Origin of the sequence: Plantactinospora mayteni, assembly GCF_016862935.1 — a bacterium.
Classification (GTDB): domain Bacteria; phylum Actinomycetota; class Actinomycetes; order Mycobacteriales; family Micromonosporaceae; genus Plantactinospora; species Plantactinospora mayteni.
Genome location: NZ_BONX01000065.1, coordinates 19,790 through 39,734, shown reverse-complemented (window position 1 = coordinate 39,734; position 19,945 = coordinate 19,790). Strand labels below are relative to the sequence as shown.

Genomic DNA, 19,945 nt, shown 5'->3' with positions numbered 1-19,945 from the left:
TTGAGTGCGTCGATATTCGTCGTGTCGGGCCGAAGAGGTCGGGCGGCAGCGAGGGCGGCGGGCTGCGTAGCGTGGCATCATGCGGCGGTCGTGGACTGGTGACCGATGGACGGATTCCGGATGACAGCCGCTCAGGGTGCACGGTCGGTGGAGCAGTGGCGGCGCTATCTGACCGAGTACAGCGCCGAGGTACTGCGGACCGCTTCCGACGATGAACTCGCCGAGGTCAGCGCCGTTCAGCGGGCGGCTGGTTGGTTGGGCTTCGACGGTGCCAGCCCGGAGAGCGTCAGGTTGCTGGAAGGGCGCCTGGGTGCCGCGCTACCGCCGAGCTACCGGTCATTTCTCGTGATGTCCAACGGCTGGGTCAACATCAGTCCCTTCATGTGGACGATGCGGACCACCAGGGACATCAACTGGCTCCGCGACGCCGACCCGGACCTGTACGCCTCGCTCCGGGAGGAGCCGACGCTGCCGGAGTCGTCGCTGGCCGACCGGGCGCTACTGATCTCCGGGAACGGGGATGCCCAATACTGGTTACTCGACCCGGGCGATGTATCTGTGGACGGTGAGTGGGCGGCCTACACCTGGGCGAGTTGGTACCCGGGGCTCGGCGACCGGCACGAGTCGTTCGCGGCGTTGGTTGATGCCGAACGTGCTTCCTTCGAGGAACTGAGCGGGCGGGATGGTCGCCCGGTTCAGCCGGAAGGAGCCGGCGCCCTGGTCGACGAGGGCCGTGAGTTCGCCCTGCGAGGCGATGTCAGCGCCGCGGCGGACGCCTTCGCTCGCGCTGCGGTGAAGGGCTCCGGTGCCGGCGCCTATCTGGGTGTCATCCTGAAGGGGTTCCTAGAACCGGCCTTCGTGCACCATGAGATCCGCAACCGGGTTCTCGCCCACCCCCACGTCATCGAGGAGATCGGTCTGCACCAGGTGCGGGCGGAAGTCGTGCCAATGTTCCTGCACCGCGCCGCAATCGGGCCGTACCGGGCGCTCTTCACCGGGATCCTGACCGAAGAGGAACTGGAGGCGCCCGAGCGGTTCCTGCCGCCCCGACTGCCCGAGCCGCCAGAGTTCCAAGCCGCCCTTGAGCACGCCCGGCAACTCCTGCGAGACAGTGCCCCCGAACAGGCGTGGGCCACGCTGGAACTCGCGCTGCCCGACTGGTGCTCCGGCTCACCACACCGCATCGCACCAGTCATCCTGCTCACAGATCCGGAACTGCGGCACCTCGTCACACCGGACCGGGCCCGCACCATCGCGACGACGCCACGCGGGCGACCCGTTCCATGAGCACACCAGATCGCTGATCCCTTCGCCGCCCCCACTCACTCACCGCCGACCGCGCCTCAAGCGAGCGCCGCCGACGACCCGCCACACGATCGTCGCTGTCTCACGTCCATAGGGCGGGCCGTCAGTGCAGCAGGCGCTGGGCCCAGTAGACCTGGCCGTCCGGCCGACGCCGATAAGGGCGACCAGTAGGTCGCTGACCGTAGTGGGTGCGCTGACGACCGCCCGCTCGGGTGGCGTTCCCGGGCGCTCCGGGCGTAGCACCAGAACGAACGCCACCGGTGACGCGTCGATCGAGGACACCGTGATCGCGCTGGCGGTGGTCACGAACCCGCCGTGGACCCTCCGCGCGCCGATGCCCTCCAGCCACGGATAGCGTTCCTCGGCGCGGTTGAGAGTCCCGTCCGAGCCAGCGCCGACATCATCGTGCCGCGGCGACGTCACGTTGATGTAGCCGGGAACCCGCCGGGTACGTTTGTCCAGCACCACGATCCGGAAGGAGCCATCCACCTGCGGATTGGACGGACGTTTCCAGATCACCCGGCCGAGGAAGATCTGGTCGCCGTCGCTGGCCCGCTCCACGTTGTGCGGGCTGAAGGCGGCGTTTGCGGTGGCAGCAACAGCACCGACCCACCGGCCAGAAGGAGGGCGGCCGTATCGAAGACCCAGCCGTACGACGCCAGGGCGTAATCGCTGATCGTGCCGGCTACCGGGCTGATCCGTGCGACGCGCACGTGCAGCAGGGCGAACATCGCCAGTGCCAGCCCAGTGGCGGCGACCCCGACCAGTTGGACCAGGCGCCACCGGGCCCGACGGGCCGGGGCACCAGGCACGGGCCGGCCACCGACGGCACTGCTGGGCCGGTCGGGGCTCGCCAAGCGGCGGAACACGGCGGGTGACGCGACGCGACGCGCATCGGCCATGGGCTGCCTCCAGCAGTGGGCGACGCCCGGTATCCCGGGCGCCGGCCCAGCGCTATTCCCGTCTGGCGGCGGTCCACACCAGCCCGGCGGCCCGCAGACCGATTGCCGGGAGCGGCCCGACGGCGGTCACCCGGCCGGCAGGCCCCGGACTGTGACGGACCAGGAGGCCGTGGTCTCGGTGCGCGGGCACGGTGTCAGGAAGAAGGAGCCAGAGCAGGTCACACGACACTCGGGGAAGATTTTTACACTCGGCTTGCAGAGATCAACCAGGTCGCCGCGTCAACCGGCAACGCCCCCGTGCCGGCGGCGACGCAGTACGGGTTCTCGGTGCGGGAGCTGTCGGTGCACAGTGGCACGAGTGGGAACCTGGCGGCAGACCGCCGATACGCATCCCACCCACTACCGTTGGGAAGTGTCCAACGACGGCCAGACCTGGCAGACCGTCGCACGGGTACCGGACCTGGCGCAGGCATAACCAGCCGCGTTCGTCTTGAGCGCCCGAGGACGGCAATCTTGCCCATCGGTAACCTGCCTGTTACGGTAACGTCCCTGTTACCGAGGAGGTGGCCCGTGCGTGGCTTCGAGGCATCAACCCTGATCAAGGCCGACCCACTTACGATCTGGTCCGTCCTGACCGACGGCGCTGCCTGGCCGACGTGGGACTCCGCCGTGGCCCGCTTCGAAGGCACCATCGCAGCCAGGCGGAAGGTCACCGTCTATCCCGACGTCAACCCCAACCGGGGCTTTACGGTCACGGTTGTCGACTTCCGGCCGGGCGAGGAGATGACCTGGCGCGGCGGCATGCCGCTGGGCCTGTTCACCGGCACGCGCACCTACCAGCTCACACCGCAGCCCGACGGCATGGTCCGCTTCGACATGCGGGAGGAATACACGGGCCCGCTGGCCGGCATGATCTTCAAGTCGATTCCCGACCTGAACCCGTCGTTCCGTACCTTCGCCGACGGTCTCAAACGCCGCGCCGAGGAACGGTCCGCTTGAACGCCCTGCACGGTGACCCGTTCAACGCGCTCGGCGACCCGCACCGACGGCGGATCGTCGAGTTGCTCGGCACCGGTGAGCAGGCGGTCCAGGACATCGCCGACGCGCTCCCGATCAGCCGCCCGGCCGTCTCGCGCCACCTGCGCCTGTTGAAAGAGGCCGGCCTCGTCATCGAGGAGCCTCGCGGCACGCAACGCATCTACCGCCTCCACAACGACGGCGTCACGGCCGTCCAGGCATACCTGGAGCAGGTCTGGGGCGACGCCGCCGCCCGCTTGCGCCTCTTCGCGGAGAACGCCTCGGGCGGCACCGGGGACAGCGCGACAACGGTTCCGCGCCAGGGCAGGACGGACGAACCCGCCGAGGACAGTGCCGGATGATCGAACCGCTCCGTACCAGCTTCGAGGTCGACCGGCCGGCCGAACATGTCTTCCGGGTCTGGACGGCCAACTTCTCCCAGTGGTGGCCCAAGAGCCACACAGTCACCGGCGACAGGGACGTCGAGGTCGTCCTCGAACCGCGCCTCGGCGGCCGGATCTATGAGCAGACCCCGACCGGCACCACCCACGAGTGGGGCGAGATCACCCTCTGGGAGCCACCGCACCGCCTCGGCTACCGGTGGCACCTGCGCCGCGACCGCGCCGACGCCACGGACGTGGAGATCACCTTTCACGACCACGACGGCAGGACCAGGGTCGACATCGAGCATCGCGGTTGGGAACGCCTCGGCGCCGCCGGGCCCGACTGGCGCGACGCGAACAAGGCCGGCTGGAGCGGTCTCCTCCCGCACGTCATCCAAGCCGTCAGACAATCCACGACGTGAAGGACACGAACCCATGACCTGAGGCACCCGGGCAGACCCGTGGAAGCCGTCCACGCCGCCCGGCACCTCCGACCCGGACGGGTCCTCACCTAAACCCGGTGCACGTCAGTGGAGACTGCGCTAGGGGACAAGAACGATCTTGCCGGCAACACCTCGGTCCTCGACGAGCCGATGCGCTTCGGCGGCCTTTTCGAGCGGGACCTGCTGGGCGACCAGTGGATTGATCGCCCCCGAACGCAGCTCGTCGACGAGCGTGTAGAGGCTGTCGCGGATCCGCTGCGGGTGGCGTCGTACCGCCGTGCTGAGTCGGTAGACCGCGCCGTGCCGGCCGTTGGGCAGCACCGACCAGAGGCGTAGTCGGAGCAGAGGTACGTCCGAGGGCTACCTACCCGCCCGGCAGATGAGTCCATGGGCTGACGACATGGCTACTGCCGGGCGGCACCATCAAGGCACATCGGCTATCCGGGGAGGGCATGTGGCAGCACCAGTCACGGCGCACATCGACCGAGTACAGATGACACGCCGACGCATGATCGGGACAGCGCTGGCAGTGGGAGTCGCCCTGCCGGTCGGCGCCGCAGGCCACCCGCCGGTGGCTCGGGCCACCCCCGGCCCGACGCGGCTCACCCTGCCCGTGCCCACCGGGCCGTACCCGGTGGGCACGGTGCAGCTACACGTCGTCGACCGTTCCCGTCCGGATCCCGTGGCCGGCCCGGGGCGTTACCGCGAGTTGATGACCAGCGTCTGGTACCCCGCCCGGGACGTCGGCCGGCATCCGCTGGCGCGGTGGATGTCCCCCGCCGTTCTGCGCGCATACCTCACGTCCGGAGGGTTCGAGGCCGAGGCCGCGGTTACGCCACTCACGGTCGGTCACCAGGGAGCCCCGGTGCGGCGAACGGATGGACCGTTGCCCGTCGTCGTGTTCTCGCACGGCGCGCACGATCACCGTGCCGACACCACGATCGTGGTTCAGGAACTCGCCAGCCACGGGTACCTGGTGGTCACGGTGGATCACACGTACGACGCGTTCGGCGAATTCCCCGACGGCCGGCTCATCGTTCCGCTGGACGACCCGGCGTTGGTTCCATCGGACTTCGCCGCGGACATCCGGTTCGTCCTCGACTGCGTCGAAGACCTCGCCGCCGGGCGCAATCCCGACGCCGAACACCACCCGCAGCCGCTGCCGGCCGGTCTGCGTGGCGCTCCCGACCTACGTCGCATCGGCATGTTCGGGTGGTCGAAAGGCGGGACGGCGACCGCCCTCGTCATGAACGACGACCAGCGCGTCCGGGCCGGGCTGAGCCTCGACGGTCCGATGCAGGCGCAACCGCCGCTCACCACCGACGTGGACCGGCCCTTCATGCTGATGACCGCGAGGTTCACCCGGGCCGCCGAGCCGAGCGTCGCCGAGTTCTGGTCCCACCTGCGCGGATGGCGGCTCAACATTCGGGCCGACGGTGCGGTCCACTCGTCGTACGGCGACAACCAGGTGCTGATCCCACAGCTCGCGAAGGACGTCGGGATGAGTGACGAGGAGCTACGGGGCTGGATCGGTACCCTCGATCCGGCCCGGGCGCTGCGGATCCAGCGGGCGTACCCGCTCGCGTTCTTCGACCTGCATCTCCGGGGCCGGCGGTGTCGCCTGCTCGACGGCCCGAGCGCGACCTTTCCCGAGGTGAAGTTCATTGCATGAAGCGATGAACCGGGTACGCGGTCGTCGAGGTCCGACAACTGCCGCCACACACCGAGGTCGATGGCGGATGGCGGTACGTGCATCCGGCCCGTCGACCAGCAGGCAGTAGACGAAGCTGTTCTGTGGCATCACGTGGCCCGGGGACCTGTCCGGGCACTACCACTGCCGCATCGACTCGCCTAGATTTCCTATTGGCCGAGCCGACCGTCCTCCTCGGATGGTCACCCGCACGGGGCCGAAGCGGACCGAGGAGGACGAGTGGCCGAGTACGACACGTTCGCCGACCAGTACGACCAGGCGTTCACGCTCTTCCCGTTCCGTACCCACATCGAGGCGTACTCCCTGCTCAAGCGGGTCGGTGAGGTACGGGACCAGGCGTGGCTGGACGCGGCGTGCGGCAGCGGCCCATACGCCCGGGCCCTGCGCCGGCGGGGTGCCACCCGGGTGGTCGGCATCGACATCTCCGGGGAGATGCTCCGCGTCGCCCGGGCCGCCGAGGAGGCCGACCCGCTGGGCATCGAGTACGTCCAGCATGACGTCGGCGACATGCCGGTGCTCGGCAACTTCGACGGCGCCATCGGCTCCTACCTCCTGCACTACGGCACGACGGAGGAGCACCTGCGGGCCATGTGCCGCAACATCGCGGCCAACCTGCGCCCAGGCGGCCGCCTCGTCACGTACCAGCTCAACCCGGCCTTCTCCCGCCGGCCGGACTACTACCTGCCGTACGGCTCGGAGATCTTCCTCGACCCGGACGCGCCGCTGACGGACGGGGACCCCGTCCCGTTCCGCATCACCGTCCCCGGTTTCCGCAGCCCCGAGGTGACCGCCTACTACTGGACCCGGGCGACCCTCGACGACGCACTGCGGGCGGCCGGATTCGCGGTGATCCGCTGGATCATGCCGGAACTCTCGCCGGAGGCGGCCCAGGGACTCGACCCGGAGCAGTGGCACGACTACCTCGCCGAACCGCTCTGCGTCGTTGTCGAGTGCGTCAAGGGTCCGGCGACGCCCGCCTGACCACTCGACGCCGCGGTCGCCACGACGAAGATCCACCACTGGTCTCGTGCCACCCCGCCAAGCGGCCCGAATACTCGCACACGCTCAACCCGGTCAACGGCATCGCGACGATCCGGGTGAGCAACGGAATCCACTGCTCGAACGAGTACGAGTTGCAGGGGCCGCCGGCCGCCCACGGATGAACCCGCGCCGTTCCCGGAACGCCTCCATGAGTATGTCGGCGAGGTCGACCTGGTGGACGCGATCCCGGACGGTTTCCTTGATCTCGAACAGATCCGCGAAATCCGTACCCACCGCCAACCGCAGTTGGACCGAGACCGGCTCCTCGGCGTACGACTCCAGCTCGATACGTTCGCGCATGTCGCGGCCGATGTACTATGCGTCGCGCGGCACGAACCGAATCCAGACTTTGAACAGGCTCCCATCGACGGTGCTGGCCTGTCGGGCGCTACCGACGTCACGCCGCGCTCACCTCACAGGTAGTCGAAGTATCGGATGAACCACGTCGGCGGATGCGACGGATAGGCGCCGCGCAAGGCGCCGCTGGTTCCGTCGTACCCAGCCGACAGCGCGTCCTCCAGCAGCGGCGCATAGTTCAGCTCTGCCAGTACCTCCAGCACCGCTCCGCGATCGGTCTCAGCGATCAGGTACGGGGTCTCGGCATCGTCGTACCTGCCCGGTCCCTCCGCGCCCAGCAACGCCAAGCCATCGAAGTTGCTCACCCGAACGAAGATCGCCATGCCGTTCGCCGTCGCGGACGCCTGGATCACGAGCTGCCCCAGGTAGCTGGCGTCCTGGACCTGGCGACCCGACTCGGCCTCGCAGGTGCACCCGAACCGCTGTCCCAACTCGGCAATCAGCGACTGGAAACGCCGCTGCTCAGCCGCGCAATTGAACCGGGCCGGGTATTCAAGGTGGATGGGGTCGTCCAGCCGTCGCAGCAACGCCGCGATCTCGGCTCGGTCGGGCAAGGACACCTTTTCCATCGTGCCAGCCGGCGGTTTCCGTGGTCGCCGGCTACCCGTCCGGCATCCCACCACGGTGCCGATGGTCCGCTCCCCCACTCACGAGCGTTTGACTGGTACGAACCCCGCCGCCGTGTCGCGGCGGCCGGCCTGCTGGCGCCGATCCGCACCTGATTCGCCGGGATCGGTCGGCGAACGGACTGATCCACCTCGATCGGCCGCTGCCTCGGTCACCGTGGAGCCGATGTCCAAGCCCGTCCCGCCCCGGAAGTATGAAGCCGCGACCGACGTGCTGGCGGATCGTGGCGGCGGGAAAGATGACCGCCAGGAGGCCGGGCCCCCGACCACCACATGTCGTCTCCCAGCGATCGACGGCAGGACGGGCCTCAGCCTATCCCCCCACCGGGAGGAGCCGATCGAAATACACGGATCGACCAGTCGCGGGGGGCGACATCACCTCCGCTTCACGGGATCACTGCACCTGAGCAGGTCGTCGATCGCGGTGTGGATGCGGTGGGGCCAGGCTGATCGCCTGGCCCCACCGGTCGGTCTGGCTGTCAGCCCAGGTACTTCTCCCACGGGCCGGTGATGGCCAGGGTGAGGCCGGGGTCCTGCATGTTGACGAAGAGCACCTTGCCGTCGGCGGTGAAGGTCGGCCCGCAGAACTCTGAGTCGTTGAGCTGGTTGCGGGCGATCGCGTAGGTTGGGCCGCCCGGGATGGCGCTGAGCACGTGGGAGGCGCCCGCGCCGTCCTCGGCGAGTACGAGGCTTCCCCACGGGGTGACGGTCACATTGTCCGGGCCGTCGAATGTGAGGTCGTTGTACTTGACCGGCGTGCCCTCCTCCGACGTGGTTTGGTGCGGGAAGTACGTCACCAGCTGGATGGTCTGGGCCCGGTAGTCGTAGAACCAGACCATGCCATCGTGCGGAGCCGCGTCCGCCGGGAGTTCACCGTCGTCCCACGCGTAGGAGTTGACGACGTATACGCCCTCGTCGGTGCCCCACACGCCCTCGAACTTGCGTCCGCGAGTGACCTGGCCATCGGTGAACTGCTCGCGCACGGTCGTGGTCTGCGCGTCGCGCTCAGGCACCTCAATCCACCGCACGGGGAAAGGGCGGCCAAGCTGAGCGGAGGTCAGGTATGCGACGTCCGGCAGCACCGAGCCGTCGTCCATGATGATCTGCATCGCGGCGAGGACACCGGCGTCCGGAGCGAGGCGGGTGAGCACGCCGGGACCGAGCTTGACCCCGCGGGGTGCGGTCCAGCGGTAGAAGAGGCCGTTGGGTTCGTCGGCGTCCTCGGAGAGGTAGATCTTGGTGCGGTCCTTGTCGACTGCCAGGGCCTCGTGGGCGTAGCGGCCCAGGCACTTGATCGGCCTCGGGTCAGCGCTGCCGTCGGCCCAGACCTCGAAGACGTAGCCGTGGTCCTTCTGGAAGACGCCGGACCGGCCGTCCTCCTCCCAGTCGTCCCCGGCGCGGTCCTCGGTCTCCTCGCAGGTCAGCCACGTCCCCCAGGGGGTGGGGCCGCCCGCACAGTTGCCGACGGTGCCGGAGAGGGCGACGAACTCACCGAGATTGCGGCCGGAGCGGTCAGTCCTGATCACGGTGCAACCGCCGGCGTCGACAGCGCCGGGATCGTAGACGGTGCCCTTGATGTGCGGTACGCCGAACTCGGCGCCCGGGTCGATCTCGTGGTTCTGGATCAGGGTGTAGCGGCCTCGGCCGGCGTCGTAGACGGCCATGCCGTCGTGGTCGGCCGGGGTTAGTCCTTGGCCGCCGTTGAGCCGGGTGACGCCAGCCCGGGTAACCACGGCGTAGCTGAAGCCCTCGGGCAGGGCCAGGATGCCGTCGGGGTCGTCTACGAGCGGCGGGAAGGGCACGTGGCCGGCGCCCGCCGGCGGGCGAGGCCGGTTCGGGTGGGCCTGAGCAAGGGACGGGAAGCCACCGGCGACGGCGAGGCCTACGCCGACGCCGCCAGCGATGATGGTACGACGAGAGGGAGGCACGTAGATTAGCTCCTGTTCAAGACGGGTGCGACGACTTGACAACCAACTCCTACAGGCCGACACCGACGCGTCATCCATACGATGGATCGGCGACATCCGAGTAAAGAATCAGGGCTACTCACGTATCGCCCAGGCGACGGCGGACCCCCTACGGAACGCGGCGGACCGCAAAGCCGACATCACCGAGAAAGGGACGTCATCCACGAACCCGGCGCCGCGACGCGCACGCGGGGGTGCTGGTTACGCCACAACAGGAACAAGAGGTCACGCTCGGCCGAATCCGCGCTTTCCTCGCGAGCAGACCGGAAACCACCAGCGGTGAGTTCACCCTCCCGATGCCGACCGACGTACTGTTCGTCCCGATAGTTCGAGCCCAAGGGGTTGATGGTTGGGCTGTGGTCCAGGTGGTTGTGGCCCCACAAGGCTGTCGATGATCGATGCGCGTTGCTGGATGTGCTGGTTTGTTTGGCCCCACTGTGGTCGGGCGCGGCGCTGCGGCGAGGGCAAGTTCGGGCGGTTAGCGTGGGTGGTGCGCCGTGCCGGCCTGGGGCTGCTTCCCGACAGTTGACGCCCCTGGCCGGCCGGTGTTGTTTGCGGGCCGGGCTGCGCCTGGTTGTGTGGTAGCCACGGTCGGGATCGTGCTTGTGGGATAGGTAGCGCCGCGGTGTGGATGCTAGAAACGCGTCATGGCGTTCTCGGTGGTGCTCATCTCCAGTCCCTTCCTCGGTCCGGCGGTGTGGGCGCCTGTCGCCTCGGTGCTGCGATCCGATTTCGGGGTCGCCTCGACGGTGGCCGCGTCGCCCGACCTGGTGGCGTCCTCGCCGGAGGCGGTCCTGGCGGCGATCGAGAAGGGGCTTCCTGACGCGGACGATGTGGTGCTCGTGCCTCACAGCAACGCGGGTCTGTATATCCCCGCGATCGTGGCGACGCGTCCGGTGCGCGGCGCCGTCTTTGTGGACGCGGTGCTGCCGCCGGCGAGGGGCGATGCGCCTGTGGCGCCAGCCGGATTGAGGGATATGCTCCGCGACCGCGTGGACCTGGACGGCAATCTGCCGCCGTGGACGCGCTGGTGGCCGGAGGAGGCAGTAGCCGGGTTGTTTCCCGATGCCAAGACGCGGGCCCGGGTGGAGGCGGAGCAGGCGCGGGTGCCATTCGAGTACCTCACCGCACGGGTGGACCTGCCTGACGGGTGGGATGTGGTTTCTGCGGGGTATCTCAGTTTCGGTGACACCTATGCCGACGAGCGGGAGGATGCCCGAGCCCGTGGTTGGCCGGTGCACACGATGCTGGGAAATCACCTCCACATGCTTCGCGACCCCGCGGGTGTCGCGGCGAAGATCATGGAGCTAGCGAATGCGTTCTAGCGATCTTCGGTCGCTGCTGGCCCTGTATCGCCTCGTAAGGTGACGGCCCGGTGCGCCGAGTGCTGGTAGCTCGTTGCGTTCAGGTGTTCAGCTGCGCTGCCGGCCGGTGGCGGTGCGCAGGCGAAACGAGTCGGTGCCGGTCTCGATGATGTTGACGTTCAACACCGCTCACGGTTCCATCACGGGCGCCCGCGAGGCTCGGTCTGGAATGGTTTCAAACGCCGCAGATTTTGTTTTCATCGAAGGCGACGCGGTTGCCCTCGTGCGGGGAAGCGGCCTGAGGGCAAACGAGGTGGTCTCGTCAGCTGTTGACGGGAAGGAGAGCCTTGCCGGCGGGGCGTAGCGCGTCGGACTGCGCAGCCAGCTCACCAGCCGGCGGCGCCGGAGACGCGCAGGCGTAGCGCCTGGTCGCGGATGACGGTGAAGTCTGCTGGCTTCGCGTTCTCCTTGACCGCCAGCGCCACCCGCGCGATGTTGTCCCAGATCGGCGGAGTCGTGCCCATCAGGAGGTGGGCGAGGAGCCGGGCGAACAGCGCCGGCGCCGCTAACCTGATGCGCTCGACCCGCACCGGCCGGGAACGGGCCGTAGCGGAAGTCGGTACGGACTCGTCGTTGAGGACGGGTATGGGTTGCGCGATCTCCTGGGCCGGTTCGACCGGCCGTGATCACCCACTTCGCTGAGATACCGACCGCCTCGGAGTGAGCCAACGCTGGCAAGGCGGACGCCGTTCGTGGTGTAGGGCCCAGACGGGTGGCGGCTATGAGATGGGCCAGTTCAGCAACGAGTCGGGTCGCTGCCGTGGTCGGCGCGATGTACACGGCGCGGTTGGTGTGGCTCGGTCCGGTCGCTGAGGGCGTGTAGCGGCATCGACCGGCCGGTACGCTTCAGCTTCATGTGCTGGGGAGCCAGCCGGTGAGCATGGCCGAGGTCGCCGCCGGGCTACGCGCGGTCCTGGACGGCATCGCCCAGACACGGGCACGCGCGGCGGCTGGCATCGAGGCGGCCATCCGGGCCCGCGACCGGCTCGCCGCAGTGACCGCGTCCAGCCGACACCCGCTGGTCGAACAGGCAATCCAGCACTTCACGGCCGCGATCGAGCGCCTGCGTGAGGCCGACCGGGACGTGGCCCTGGCAGCGGCGGCCCTTGTGGCGTATGGCCGCACCGTCGGCATCAGCCTCCCGGCGCCAGCCCCAGCACGCCCGGCACCTGGGCCGGCCCCGCCGCGCGCCGCTGTCCCGGTGCCATCCTGGATCCGGCAGGCGGGACGGGATCTGCCCAAACGACCGGACGATCAAGGCCCGACCCACGGCCAGGCGTTCGACTCGACCGGGACCCCATTGTCGGCCGAGCCCTGGAGGAGCGGACGCAACATCGCATCCACCAGCGACCTGCGTCCGATTCCCGGGCTGAAAGGATTTCCGTGGACGCTCACCGATCACGTGGAGTCACGAGTTGCCCAGGAGATGCGCCGGCCCGGTGCCCCGCGGGAGGTCAGTCTGGTGGTCAACAAAGAGCCCTGCACGGACGACCCGTACGGTTGCGATCGGGTGCTGCGACACATCATCCCGGCGGGTTCGCGTCTCATGGTCTACGTGCGAGATCCGGACGCCCTGGATGGGGTGCGATTGGTCGGCGAGTACGAGGGAACCGGGAAGGGGATCGCGCATTGAGCTACGTCGTCACGTGGGGTCGGGGTAATCGCCGGCCCGGCTCCACCGTCGCGGAGTTGGACGCCGCCCTCGATGAAGCCGCCGCGTCCGGTGTTCCGCGGGTCGTCGGGATCTACCCACCGGAGCACCTGGCTGGTGACACATCTCCGTGGGACGGCCCGCTGCCGCCCGCGCTGCAGATCGGCGTCGGCCATCCGGACCGGTCGTTTGTGCTCTGGCTCGGTCCCGAAGGCGGGATCGGGGTTGAGGCGGACGCTCCGTCGTGGCCCAGCAGGGCCCCGGACATCGCGTTCGACTACGGCGGCGACGCCATCTTCGCCGGGCCGGCCCGAGCCCGGGTCACGCCGGCCACCGCTCGGCAGGCCGCTCGCGAGTTCGTCCGTACCGGCCAGCGACCAACCTGCGTGCAGTGGGCAAGTGAGCAGTAGATCAGCGACGGGGCGGCTGCTACGAGGAGCCGTCCTGGCTGTGGTCGACCCCGCTGCGTGATGTGTCCGTCCGCAGGCGTGTCGGGTCGGAGGCCGCCCGACGACAACGCGCGTCGACGGGTGTGTCCTCGCCGTGGCCCCTCGGTCCCGGCGGACTGGTCGGCCTGCCCGGCGGCAGCCAACGAGCGGGATAACGGTGATCGAGCTACCGATGAATGCTGGTGGTGTGGGCACGGTGGCTCACCCTGGTACGACCTCGTGACGGTACGCCTGTATCCGTACGCCGTCAGCCAGTACGACTTCGACCCGACCACCGTCGTCGGCCGTCCTCCCCACCGCGCGTACCGGCGTGCCGGCATGCTCAACAGCCCGATCCGGGCCGCCGTTGGCGCGGTCGGGCCGGAAGACCCAACCGAGGCTTACAGGCTTACTGGACACAACACACCCCCGAATGGCACACCTGTTCGAGCATCGAGTCTAGGTCGGTTCGGGGGCGCCGAGTGCTCGCGACACGCCTGACCTGGTCCAGCACCACTCTAGAAAACTAGGTGGACAGGAGCGCTCTCGCGCAGCCGTCCGGCCTGCACGAGTTCCACCCACTCGTCGGCCAGCTCCGTGGCGAGCCGCGTACACGCGAACGAGGCCGGATTGAATGACAGCATCGCCGTGGCTGAGCGCAGAGCCGCCTGACCGGTCGCGGGCACCGTCACCCGCCTCAACCCGATCCTGGAGGGTGACGGCTCCGCGGCGCGGGCTGGAGGGAATCCGGAGCGGTGCTCACCCCTGCGCGGCATCGCCGTCCCCGAGTCTCATCGTCGTCCGGGCGATGTCGGCGTAGGACGCCCCGCCAGCGGCGGTCCAGGCCCGGAAAGCCTCATCGACCTCCCGCATCGGGTCCTTCAGGTATCGGATGTAGCGGTAGGTCGTCACCGGACTCGCGTGGCCGAGCCGCCGCTGCACCTGCAACAACGGGTTGCCGCTCATGTGGTCCAGCAGCGTCGACATGGGTAGCTGCTGCGCCCGGCCGTCACCCAACGCCAGCCGGGTCAGATAGATCAGCAGCCGCAGCGCGAACGTATGACGCAAATCGTGATACACCCAGCATCGGCGCGGCAGCTCCGGCCCCACCCCGCCGGTCACCGCCGCGGCCTTCATCCGCTCCCACGCCGCCCACCGGACCCGGTCCCACCCCGAGGCCGTAAGCATCCGCCCACCGGCACCGATGAACAACGCCAGAGGATCGAGCCCGTCCCCGGTCTCCCACACCGCGATCCGCCGCAGCCGCGGATCCATACCCCGAATCGCCCTGGCGACCGTACGGCCCTCAAGCACGCCGCAGACCTTCGCGCCGTCCGCCTCCAACCCGGTGATGACGAACAGGTCACGGTGGTCGCGCCGCAGCGAGCCCTGCGCCTTCGCGACGATCTCGGGCCGCTCCAGCAGCAGGTAAGGGTCCAGCAGTTCCATCGCGTCCCCCGGCACGTATACCGAGCGGTGGTGCCCAGCCTTCGCGCACGCGCCGAGCTCGACGTCCGCGGTGCGCGGCCGTCGAGCATCGAGCAGCCCCAGCTCGGGCAGCAGCAGGGTCGACCACTCCTGGATCCGCATCCCGGTCAGCAGCGCCAGCTCGCAGGCCGCGCGGTTGCGATGCGGTCGCCAGCCCCGGAAGCCCTGGTCGAGACCGCCGTCGGGCGCCAGCCCCCCGAATCCGACGTCCCGGCAGTACAGGTACTGCTCAAGCTCCATGTGCCGCACCCGCAGATCCCGGCGGGTCCCGCTGGCCAGCGTCCGCTGCTGCCGGGTCGTCGCTCGCCATGGCCGACGCTCAACGACGCCCTGCCGCAGCAGAAAGTCGTAGAGGCAGCCGATCGCTGCCGCGTCACGATCCCAGGCCGCCTCACCGACCGTCTGCTCGGCCTCGTCGAGCCGCCAACGCCGGAAGTCTTGGACGTCAGCCTCGGAAGCCGACGCCAGGTCGAGCCCTCAGGCCTGCAGGAACCGCAGCAGCATCAACGCCGTATACGCGTACCCGCGCATCGTCTTTGGGCTACGCCGGTTCAGCGCCAACTCCCGGAACCAGCTGCACAGCGGCTCTACCGGCCACATTGAGTCCGACAGCAGCACCGGCGTACCCGGGACCGGCGCGAACCTCGCGAGCACATCGGAAGCATCCGGTGCACTCAGCCCCGGCACATCGCCAGCCTTACGGACCGTCCGCACATCTGCGAAGAACAGGTGCATGGCAGCTCCGGGCAGTCGACGACTACGTCAACCACTCAACGGCACCGGCGTCCAACAGTAGTGGCGGACAGGCTAATCAGATCCACTGGATGCCTTCGCTCGCTGACTACAGTGTGTTACCACAACGAGGGGCGCAGCGCCCGGATCGCGGCGGATCCGTTCATTTGTGTCCCGAGAAGCTGCTCGTGGGGATTCTCCCGATGCGGACCGGAGTTGACGACGACACCCCAGTACTTGATCGGCTATGCGATCGGCGACCCGGAACGGGCCGTGACCGTTGCCCTGCCCACCGGCGCGTGGTCCACTCGCCCAATGTCGTTTCAGCAGTGAGGCTACAGCGGCGTCGCGTACACGATGAAATCGCGGAATTCGGCGATCTGGTCGTAGAGCCGGCGGGCAGTGTGGTTGTGCTGTTGGGTATGCCAGTAGAGCCGCGCGCAGCTCCGCGCACGAGCCCACCCCTCGACGGCCTGGATGAGAGTTCGGGCGACTCCCTTGCCACGAGCGTCCGGAGCCGTGAACAGGTCCTGCAGGTAGCAGACGTCGGGCGAGGTCGTGCTGGGATGGACCAGGAAGTGGGCGATGCCGACCAGCCTGCCGTCAAGCCGGGCGCCGAGCGCATGGATCCGGTCGCCTCGCTGGAACTCCCGCCACGCGTGCTCGTAGTTGCCGGCCGGCCAGGTGCGCTCGTAGAAAGCGTTGTAGCCGCAGAACAGTTCCTCCCAGGTCGCGCGATCGTCGGGCTGGAGCGGGGTGACGCTGATCAACGGTGGTCTCCTAGGTGTGTCGTGCGGTGCGTCGGGCTCGTCGCGGTTGTTAGGTCGGGCGGCCCAGGTTCCGGTTCCGAGAGCAGTTCGAGGACGTCGGCGGGCTGGCGCGCCACCGGGATGGTTACCGGAGTTGGGGAGGTGACGCCCCAGCGGGCATGCACGGCCAGTGCTCCCGCCGCCTCGGCACACTTGAGATCCACCTCCGCGTCGCCGATGTACGCGGTCTCGGCGACATCGACGCCGAGCGAGCCGAGCCCTGCGGCCTCCGCATCGGTCAACCAGCGCCGGGTGGCGCGAGCCAGCGACGCGTCCACCCCGGCCCGGTCCGCAGCGGCCACGATGAGGTCGGCGTCCTTGCGGGCCAGGCCGAGGGTGAACCGCGGCGGGAACACACCGGATTCAACCGCTGGCCGTCGCCGCTCCACCTGGGCGGCAAGCGGCGTACGCGCGAGGGCCCGACACGTGGCGGGCCGGGGCAGGCCAAGTGCGTCAGCGAGAGACAGCGCCTCGCCGAGCACCCCGACGGTGCCCAGCAGCGCCAGGTTGGCGACAAGCTTCGCCGCGGCACCGGTGCCGACCGGACCGAGATGGACCGGTTCACCGAGGACCAACAACAATGGCCGCAGTCGGGCGACCGCGTCATCGGGCCCACCAGCCAGCAGCACGAGTCCGCCAGCCTCTGCCTCGGCCAGGCTGCCCAGCACCGGTACGTCCAGAGCGTCACCCGCTCCGGCAGCGCTGATCGGAGCCGGGCCACCGCCGCCGGGCCGGCCGTCGACATGTCCACCACTGTCGCCCCGGCCGGGATTGCCGCCGCGATACCGCCTGGCCCCTCGGCGACCGCCGCCACGGCGGCCGGATCGGCCAGCATCAGGAAGACCACCTCGGCACCCCGCACCGCCTCGGCCAAAGATCCGACTGCACGAACACCCGTGACGGCGAGGCTGAACTCCTCGGCGCGACTCGGCGTGCGGTTCCACACCGTGAGGTCGTGACCATCAGCGGCAAGTCGCCGGGCCATGCGACCACCCATGGCGCCAAGCCCGATCCACGCAATGTTCGTCACCGGCCCCCCTCAGCCAGCCACAGGCAGGATCGCGACATCGATGCTGTCCTGCCAGACCGGCGGCGTCACCGCCACCGCCGTTCATACGAACAACCACGCCTGGGACCGTATAAGGCCCGCCGACCTTGGTCGAGATCCAATCCTTATCTGGTGGTCGGTCGTTCGCGCTGACGGTCGGTAGCAACACACCGTGGTCTCGATCAAGCCCGCGTGGGTGGGCATGGTCAGGTTGACTACCTGCGGCGTCGCCCTGAGACACCTCGAAATCTCTGGAGAACCGTCCCACTTCGGCTCGACGGCGGCGCCGCTCCGGTTCAGGTCCGGCAGGTGGGGTGTCGGCCGTGCTCGCATCGGCTTGATCGGCGGACGCAGCATGATCCCCCAACGGCGTCGTAGCGCCCGGGGTCGCCCTCACCTTATGCAGTTCTGCCGGGCCGCAGGGCGGGTTCACGGCGATCGGGCTCGCCCCCTTCAGGCCCGTCGCACCTGAAGACCCTGTCGAGACCGGCATACCCCAGTGTCGGAATCCGTTGTCGGACCTGTTCGACAACCGGTCCAGCGACTGCACTGGAGAGGGCTTCTGGCTCTCGACTGAAGAGTCCGGTCGGAGGGGTGTCTGGGATGGTTGTCGCGCCGTTCAGCGGTCGGCGTTGGGCGCAGTCGCTGCTGGGGGCGGCAGGCGGGTTAGCTGACCTGCAGCTGCCGGTCCAGAGAACCGTAGGGTCGCGCCTGGACATCGTGGGGCGCCAGCGGCGAGCAGTTGCCGCCGCGGGTCGGAGCCCGGTCGCGGCGGGCGTGGCCCGCCATCGTGGTCGCATCCTGCTGGCGGTCACCGGGGCCGCCGTTGACGCGCCGTACGAGGGTAGTTGCCCCGGTCGCGGGGACGGCCGAACAGCGCTACGGATCATGACCTTGACGACCCGCCACGGCCAGCGTAATCGACAGCGGTGTGCGGGTACCGACGCCGCCTGGTGTGGACGAGGTGCTCGGCGCGAGCCTCGCCAGCGAGGGCGAGGACCTGCACCTGTGGTTCAGCGCGGGCACCGCTGACGAGCGCTGGCGGATCTATCACACGGTCAGTGCCGACGGCGCCGCCTGGTCCCCGCCAACCGCGGTTGCCGGTCTGACTGCGGCAGGCGGGAGGGACCGAGTGCTCTTGGCCTCGGTGCTGCGGCGGGGCAACGAGTGGTGGATGTGGTACGCCGGCCACGACAGGCGAGGGCGACGTGTGCACGTCGCCCGCTCCGTCGACGGGCGGACGTGGCAGCGTCGCGGGGTGGCGGTGGCCCTCGGCGAACCGGGCAGCGCGGACGCCGACAGCGTCGACTGCCCAGCCGTTGTCGAGGCCGCCGATGGCACCCTGGTCATGGCCTACGGCGCCGCCAACTCTCGCAGCGTCGCGGCGGCGGTCTCCCGCGACGGCGTCGCCTGGCGCAAGCTCGGTCCAATCCTGCACCGCAGGCTCGACGGTCCGGACTCCCGCCGGGTCTGGTACCCGCTGTGGCTGCCCACCGGGCCGGACACCGCTGACCTGCTCTACACGGGAAAGGACGATCACGGCCGCTGGAGCATCTCCACCGCCGGCCGGGTCGACCTGGCGCTGATGGCCGCACGGCCCACCCCGCTGCCGCTGACCAGCGCCGCCGACGCCGCGCTCACCCAGATCCGCGCCGCCGTCACTGCCGATTACCTGGTCGAGCCCGACTACCACCGGCCCGCGCCGGTCTACCGCTCGCCGGACGGCCGGGTCGAGCAGCTCCGCCCCAGCACCAGCCCGGTGTTCGCCGTCCGGGACGAACATGGCCGGCTGGCGGGAGGAGTACCTCCTGGCGAAGCTGGTCACCTCGTGCTTCAAGCACACCGGTCTGCTCACCGCGCGGGCCACGACCCGACGCGACTGTCTGAACCTCACCTCGGCCGTCGAGCACCCGGTCGCACGGCGGGTGTTGAGCACGCCGTGGCTGCTGGGCCGGCTCGCCAGGCTGCCGGTGGACCGGGAGCGGCTGGCTGCTCATCTGCTGCCGCTGCTGTATTTCCGGTTCACCACATCCGACGGCCGTCCGCCCGCGTTCGGCGTGACCGCCCTCGTCCTCGCGGCCGGAATGATCCTCGGCCAGCGATAACGCGATACCGAGTCCCCGCCCGGCCGGAGAGAGGGATTAGCGGGTGAGGGTGGCGACCGATCTTGGCGCGCGAACGGCTGGGGCCGGGCGTGGCTCGGTGTGACTCGCACCGGGCAGGTTCACCCGGCGACTGGGCTGGGGACGGCGAGGCCAGCGGTGTGCTGGATGAACGTCACGGTCTCCTCCAGGGAGGAGGACTCGGGGATCATCAGCTCGTCGGGCAGGCCGAGGAGGTCGCGGGGCCGGTACCAGCCGCGCATGTCGTCGGCGGTGAACTCGGCCGCCTGCGGTCGGAGCGTGTGCCGGCGCAGCGTCTCCTCCAGGGACACGTCCAGGTAGAACAGGCACGTGTCGCCGCGATGGTTCCGGCGCAACGCCGAGATCATCGGCCCGTACCGGTGGGAGATGAGGATCCCTTCGAGGACCACGTGGTAGCCGTGCCGCAGCGCGAGCCACACGGTCTGGGAGATCAGCTCGGGGGCGAGGCCGCCGTCGACGTCGCGTTCCCGAAGGACGATGCGGCGCAGGTAGTCCTGCTCCACCTTACCGACCGCCATGCGTTGCCGAA

23 protein-coding genes and 1 pseudogene are annotated in these 19,945 nt (G+C 69.3%); 10 read left to right on the top strand and 14 right to left on the bottom strand.

Features of this window, described 5'->3' with window-relative positions:
* Positions 1-120 precede the first annotated feature (120 nt).
* Positions 121-1,287, top strand: a complete 1,167-nt coding sequence (locus Pma05_RS38435; protein ID WP_203862458.1) for an SMI1/KNR4 family protein — start codon at positions 121-123, stop codon at positions 1,285-1,287.
* A gap of 39 nt (positions 1,288-1,326) precedes the next feature.
* Here the strand turns inward: Pma05_RS38435 and Pma05_RS38430 are convergent, their stop codons facing one another.
* A complete protein-coding gene (locus Pma05_RS38430) occupies positions 1,327-1,866 on the bottom strand; it encodes a hypothetical protein (RefSeq protein ID WP_203862457.1) in 540 nt (179 codons plus the stop codon).
* A gap of 911 nt (positions 1,867-2,777) precedes the next feature.
* Between Pma05_RS38430 and Pma05_RS38425 the strand changes: the two genes are divergently transcribed.
* From Pma05_RS38425 to Pma05_RS38415, 3 genes are read left to right on the top strand one after another with little or no spacing between them, the layout of a single operon-like run.
* Positions 2,778-3,206, top strand: a complete 429-nt coding sequence (locus Pma05_RS38425; RefSeq protein WP_203862456.1) for an SRPBCC domain-containing protein — start codon at positions 2,778-2,780, stop codon at positions 3,204-3,206.
* Complete coding sequence (locus Pma05_RS38420) at positions 3,203-3,586, top strand: ArsR/SmtB family transcription factor (protein ID WP_203862455.1); 384 nt, start codon at positions 3,203-3,205, stop codon at positions 3,584-3,586. Before Pma05_RS38425 ends, Pma05_RS38420 begins: the two co-directional genes overlap by 4 nt.
* Positions 3,583-4,029, top strand: a complete 447-nt coding sequence (locus tag Pma05_RS38415) for an SRPBCC domain-containing protein (protein ID WP_203862454.1) — start codon at positions 3,583-3,585, stop codon at positions 4,027-4,029. Before Pma05_RS38420 ends, Pma05_RS38415 begins: the two co-directional genes overlap by 4 nt.
* Positions 4,030-4,149: 120 nt before the next feature.
* On the opposite strand, the gene Pma05_RS38410 is transcribed toward Pma05_RS38415, so the two are convergent.
* Positions 4,150-4,371: a zinc-binding dehydrogenase gene (locus tag Pma05_RS38410; RefSeq protein WP_203862453.1), complete on the bottom strand. Its 222-nt coding sequence runs from the start codon at positions 4,369-4,371 to the stop codon at positions 4,150-4,152.
* A 172-nt stretch (positions 4,372-4,543) separates the two neighbouring features.
* Here Pma05_RS38410 and Pma05_RS38405 point away from each other — a divergent pair, with 172 nt between their 5' ends.
* Together Pma05_RS38405 and Pma05_RS38400 are read left to right on the top strand one after the other, a co-directional pair.
* Positions 4,544-5,722 carry an alpha/beta hydrolase family protein gene (locus Pma05_RS38405; RefSeq protein WP_203862452.1) on the top strand — a complete coding sequence of 393 codons (1,179 nt, stop codon included), beginning with the start codon at positions 4,544-4,546 and terminating at the stop codon, positions 5,720-5,722.
* Between the two features lie 258 nt (positions 5,723-5,980).
* Positions 5,981-6,742 carry a class I SAM-dependent methyltransferase gene (locus Pma05_RS38400; protein WP_203862451.1) on the top strand — a complete coding sequence of 254 codons (762 nt, stop codon included), beginning with the start codon at positions 5,981-5,983 and terminating at the stop codon, positions 6,740-6,742.
* Positions 6,743-6,835: 93 nt separating this feature from the next.
* Here the strand turns inward: Pma05_RS38400 and Pma05_RS44210 are convergent, their stop codons facing one another.
* The 3 genes from Pma05_RS44210 to Pma05_RS38385 form a co-directional block, all read right to left on the bottom strand.
* Positions 6,836-7,102, bottom strand: a complete 267-nt coding sequence (locus tag Pma05_RS44210) for a glycogen debranching N-terminal domain-containing protein (RefSeq protein ID WP_203862450.1) — start codon at positions 7,100-7,102, stop codon at positions 6,836-6,838.
* A gap of 113 nt (positions 7,103-7,215) precedes the next feature.
* Positions 7,216-7,728, bottom strand: coding sequence for a hypothetical protein (locus tag Pma05_RS38390; RefSeq protein WP_203862449.1), 513 nt, complete (start codon positions 7,726-7,728; stop codon positions 7,216-7,218).
* A 536-nt stretch (positions 7,729-8,264) separates the two neighbouring features.
* Positions 8,265-9,809, bottom strand: a complete 1,545-nt coding sequence (locus Pma05_RS38385) for an alkaline phosphatase PhoX (RefSeq protein WP_239314019.1) — start codon at positions 9,807-9,809, stop codon at positions 8,265-8,267.
* A 590-nt stretch (positions 9,810-10,399) separates the two neighbouring features.
* Here Pma05_RS38385 and Pma05_RS38380 point away from each other — a divergent pair.
* Positions 10,400-11,077 carry a hypothetical protein gene (locus Pma05_RS38380; RefSeq protein WP_203862448.1) on the top strand — a complete coding sequence of 226 codons (678 nt, stop codon included), beginning with the start codon at positions 10,400-10,402 and terminating at the stop codon, positions 11,075-11,077.
* A gap of 365 nt (positions 11,078-11,442) precedes the next feature.
* Here Pma05_RS38380 and Pma05_RS38375 read toward each other — a convergent pair whose 3' ends face one another.
* Positions 11,443-11,646, bottom strand: coding sequence for a hypothetical protein (locus tag Pma05_RS38375; protein WP_203862447.1), 204 nt, complete (start codon positions 11,644-11,646; stop codon positions 11,443-11,445).
* A gap of 350 nt (positions 11,647-11,996) precedes the next feature.
* On the opposite strand from Pma05_RS38375, the gene Pma05_RS38370 reads away from it, so the two are divergent.
* The gene (locus Pma05_RS38370; protein WP_203862496.1) at positions 11,997-12,749 is read left to right on the top strand and encodes a DddA-like double-stranded DNA deaminase toxin; all 753 of its coding nucleotides are present in this window, start codon (positions 11,997-11,999) and stop codon (positions 12,747-12,749) included.
* The gene (locus tag Pma05_RS38365) at positions 12,746-13,177 is read left to right on the top strand and encodes an Imm1 family immunity protein (protein ID WP_203862446.1); all 432 of its coding nucleotides are present in this window, start codon (positions 12,746-12,748) and stop codon (positions 13,175-13,177) included. The genes Pma05_RS38370 and Pma05_RS38365 overlap by 4 nt, the downstream gene beginning before the upstream one ends.
* Positions 13,178-13,417: 240 nt before the next feature.
* On the opposite strand, the gene Pma05_RS43140 is transcribed toward Pma05_RS38365, so the two are convergent.
* The 7 genes and pseudogenes from Pma05_RS43140 to Pma05_RS43650 form a co-directional block, all read right to left on the bottom strand.
* Positions 13,418-13,615, bottom strand: coding sequence for a hypothetical protein (locus Pma05_RS43140; protein WP_239314017.1), 198 nt, complete (start codon positions 13,613-13,615; stop codon positions 13,418-13,420).
* 339 nt (positions 13,616-13,954) lie between these two features.
* Entirely contained in the window at positions 13,955-14,923 is a 969-nt protein-coding gene (locus Pma05_RS38360) for a site-specific integrase (RefSeq protein WP_203862445.1), read from the bottom strand.
* A 237-nt stretch (positions 14,924-15,160) separates the two neighbouring features.
* Positions 15,161-15,418: a hypothetical protein gene (locus Pma05_RS38355; RefSeq protein ID WP_203862444.1), complete on the bottom strand. Its 258-nt coding sequence runs from the start codon at positions 15,416-15,418 to the stop codon at positions 15,161-15,163.
* A gap of 332 nt (positions 15,419-15,750) precedes the next feature.
* Positions 15,751-16,185: a GNAT family N-acetyltransferase gene (locus Pma05_RS38350; protein ID WP_203862443.1), complete on the bottom strand. Its 435-nt coding sequence runs from the start codon at positions 16,183-16,185 to the stop codon at positions 15,751-15,753.
* On the bottom strand, positions 16,182-16,904 hold the full coding sequence (locus Pma05_RS43655; RefSeq protein WP_372441631.1) for an NAD-binding protein: 723 nt from the start codon (positions 16,902-16,904) through the stop codon (positions 16,182-16,184). The genes Pma05_RS38350 and Pma05_RS43655 overlap by 4 nt, the downstream gene beginning before the upstream one ends.
* Positions 16,905-16,924: 20 nt before the next feature.
* Positions 16,925-17,254: pseudogene (locus Pma05_RS44205) on the bottom strand (NAD(P)-binding domain-containing protein); the annotation flags it as partial.
* A gap of 1,554 nt (positions 17,255-18,808) precedes the next feature.
* Positions 18,809-18,934 carry a hypothetical protein gene (locus Pma05_RS43650; protein WP_275414815.1) on the bottom strand — a complete coding sequence of 42 codons (126 nt, stop codon included), beginning with the start codon at positions 18,932-18,934 and terminating at the stop codon, positions 18,809-18,811.
* 119 nt (positions 18,935-19,053) lie between these two features.
* Between Pma05_RS43650 and Pma05_RS38335 the strand changes: the two genes are divergently transcribed.
* The gene (locus tag Pma05_RS38335) at positions 19,054-19,377 is read left to right on the top strand and encodes a hypothetical protein (RefSeq protein ID WP_203862442.1); all 324 of its coding nucleotides are present in this window, start codon (positions 19,054-19,056) and stop codon (positions 19,375-19,377) included.
* Between the two features lie 119 nt (positions 19,378-19,496).
* Here Pma05_RS38335 and Pma05_RS38330 read toward each other — a convergent pair whose 3' ends face one another.
* Positions 19,497-19,934, bottom strand: coding sequence for a P-loop NTPase family protein (locus Pma05_RS38330; RefSeq protein WP_203862441.1), 438 nt, complete (start codon positions 19,932-19,934; stop codon positions 19,497-19,499).
* Between the last annotated feature and the right edge of the window lie 11 nt (positions 19,935-19,945).

Excerpts from the sequence above, each read along its gene's own strand:
- Pma05_RS38360 (WP_203862445.1), bottom strand. The coding sequence starts at position 14,923 with ATGGAGCTTGAGCAGTACCTGTACTGCCGGGACGTCGGATTCGGGGGG.
- Pma05_RS38385 (WP_239314019.1), bottom strand. The coding sequence starts at position 9,809 with ATGTCGCCGATCCATCGTATGGATGACGCGTCGGTGTCGGCCTGTAGG.
- Pma05_RS38415 (WP_203862454.1), top strand. The coding sequence starts at position 3,583 with ATGATCGAACCGCTCCGTACCAGCTTCGAGGTCGACCGGCCGGCCGAA.
- Pma05_RS38380 (WP_203862448.1), top strand. The coding sequence starts at position 10,400 with ATGGCGTTCTCGGTGGTGCTCATCTCCAGTCCCTTCCTCGGTCCGGCG.
- Pma05_RS38370 (WP_203862496.1), top strand. The coding sequence starts at position 11,997 with ATGGCCGAGGTCGCCGCCGGGCTACGCGCGGTCCTGGACGGCATCGCC.
- Pma05_RS38435 (WP_203862458.1), top strand. The coding sequence starts at position 121 with ATGACAGCCGCTCAGGGTGCACGGTCGGTGGAGCAGTGGCGGCGCTAT.
- Pma05_RS44210 (WP_203862450.1), bottom strand. The coding sequence starts at position 7,102 with ATGCGCGAACGTATCGAGCTGGAGTCGTACGCCGAGGAGCCGGTCTCG.
- Pma05_RS38335 (WP_203862442.1), top strand. The coding sequence starts at position 19,054 with ATGGCCGGCTGGCGGGAGGAGTACCTCCTGGCGAAGCTGGTCACCTCG.
- Pma05_RS38390 (WP_203862449.1), bottom strand. The coding sequence starts at position 7,728 with ATGGAAAAGGTGTCCTTGCCCGACCGAGCCGAGATCGCGGCGTTGCTG.
- Pma05_RS38355 (WP_203862444.1), bottom strand. The coding sequence starts at position 15,418 with ATGCACCTGTTCTTCGCAGATGTGCGGACGGTCCGTAAGGCTGGCGAT.
- Pma05_RS38405 (WP_203862452.1), top strand. The coding sequence starts at position 4,544 with ATGACACGCCGACGCATGATCGGGACAGCGCTGGCAGTGGGAGTCGCC.
- Pma05_RS38330 (WP_203862441.1), bottom strand. The coding sequence starts at position 19,934 with ATGGCGGTCGGTAAGGTGGAGCAGGACTACCTGCGCCGCATCGTCCTT.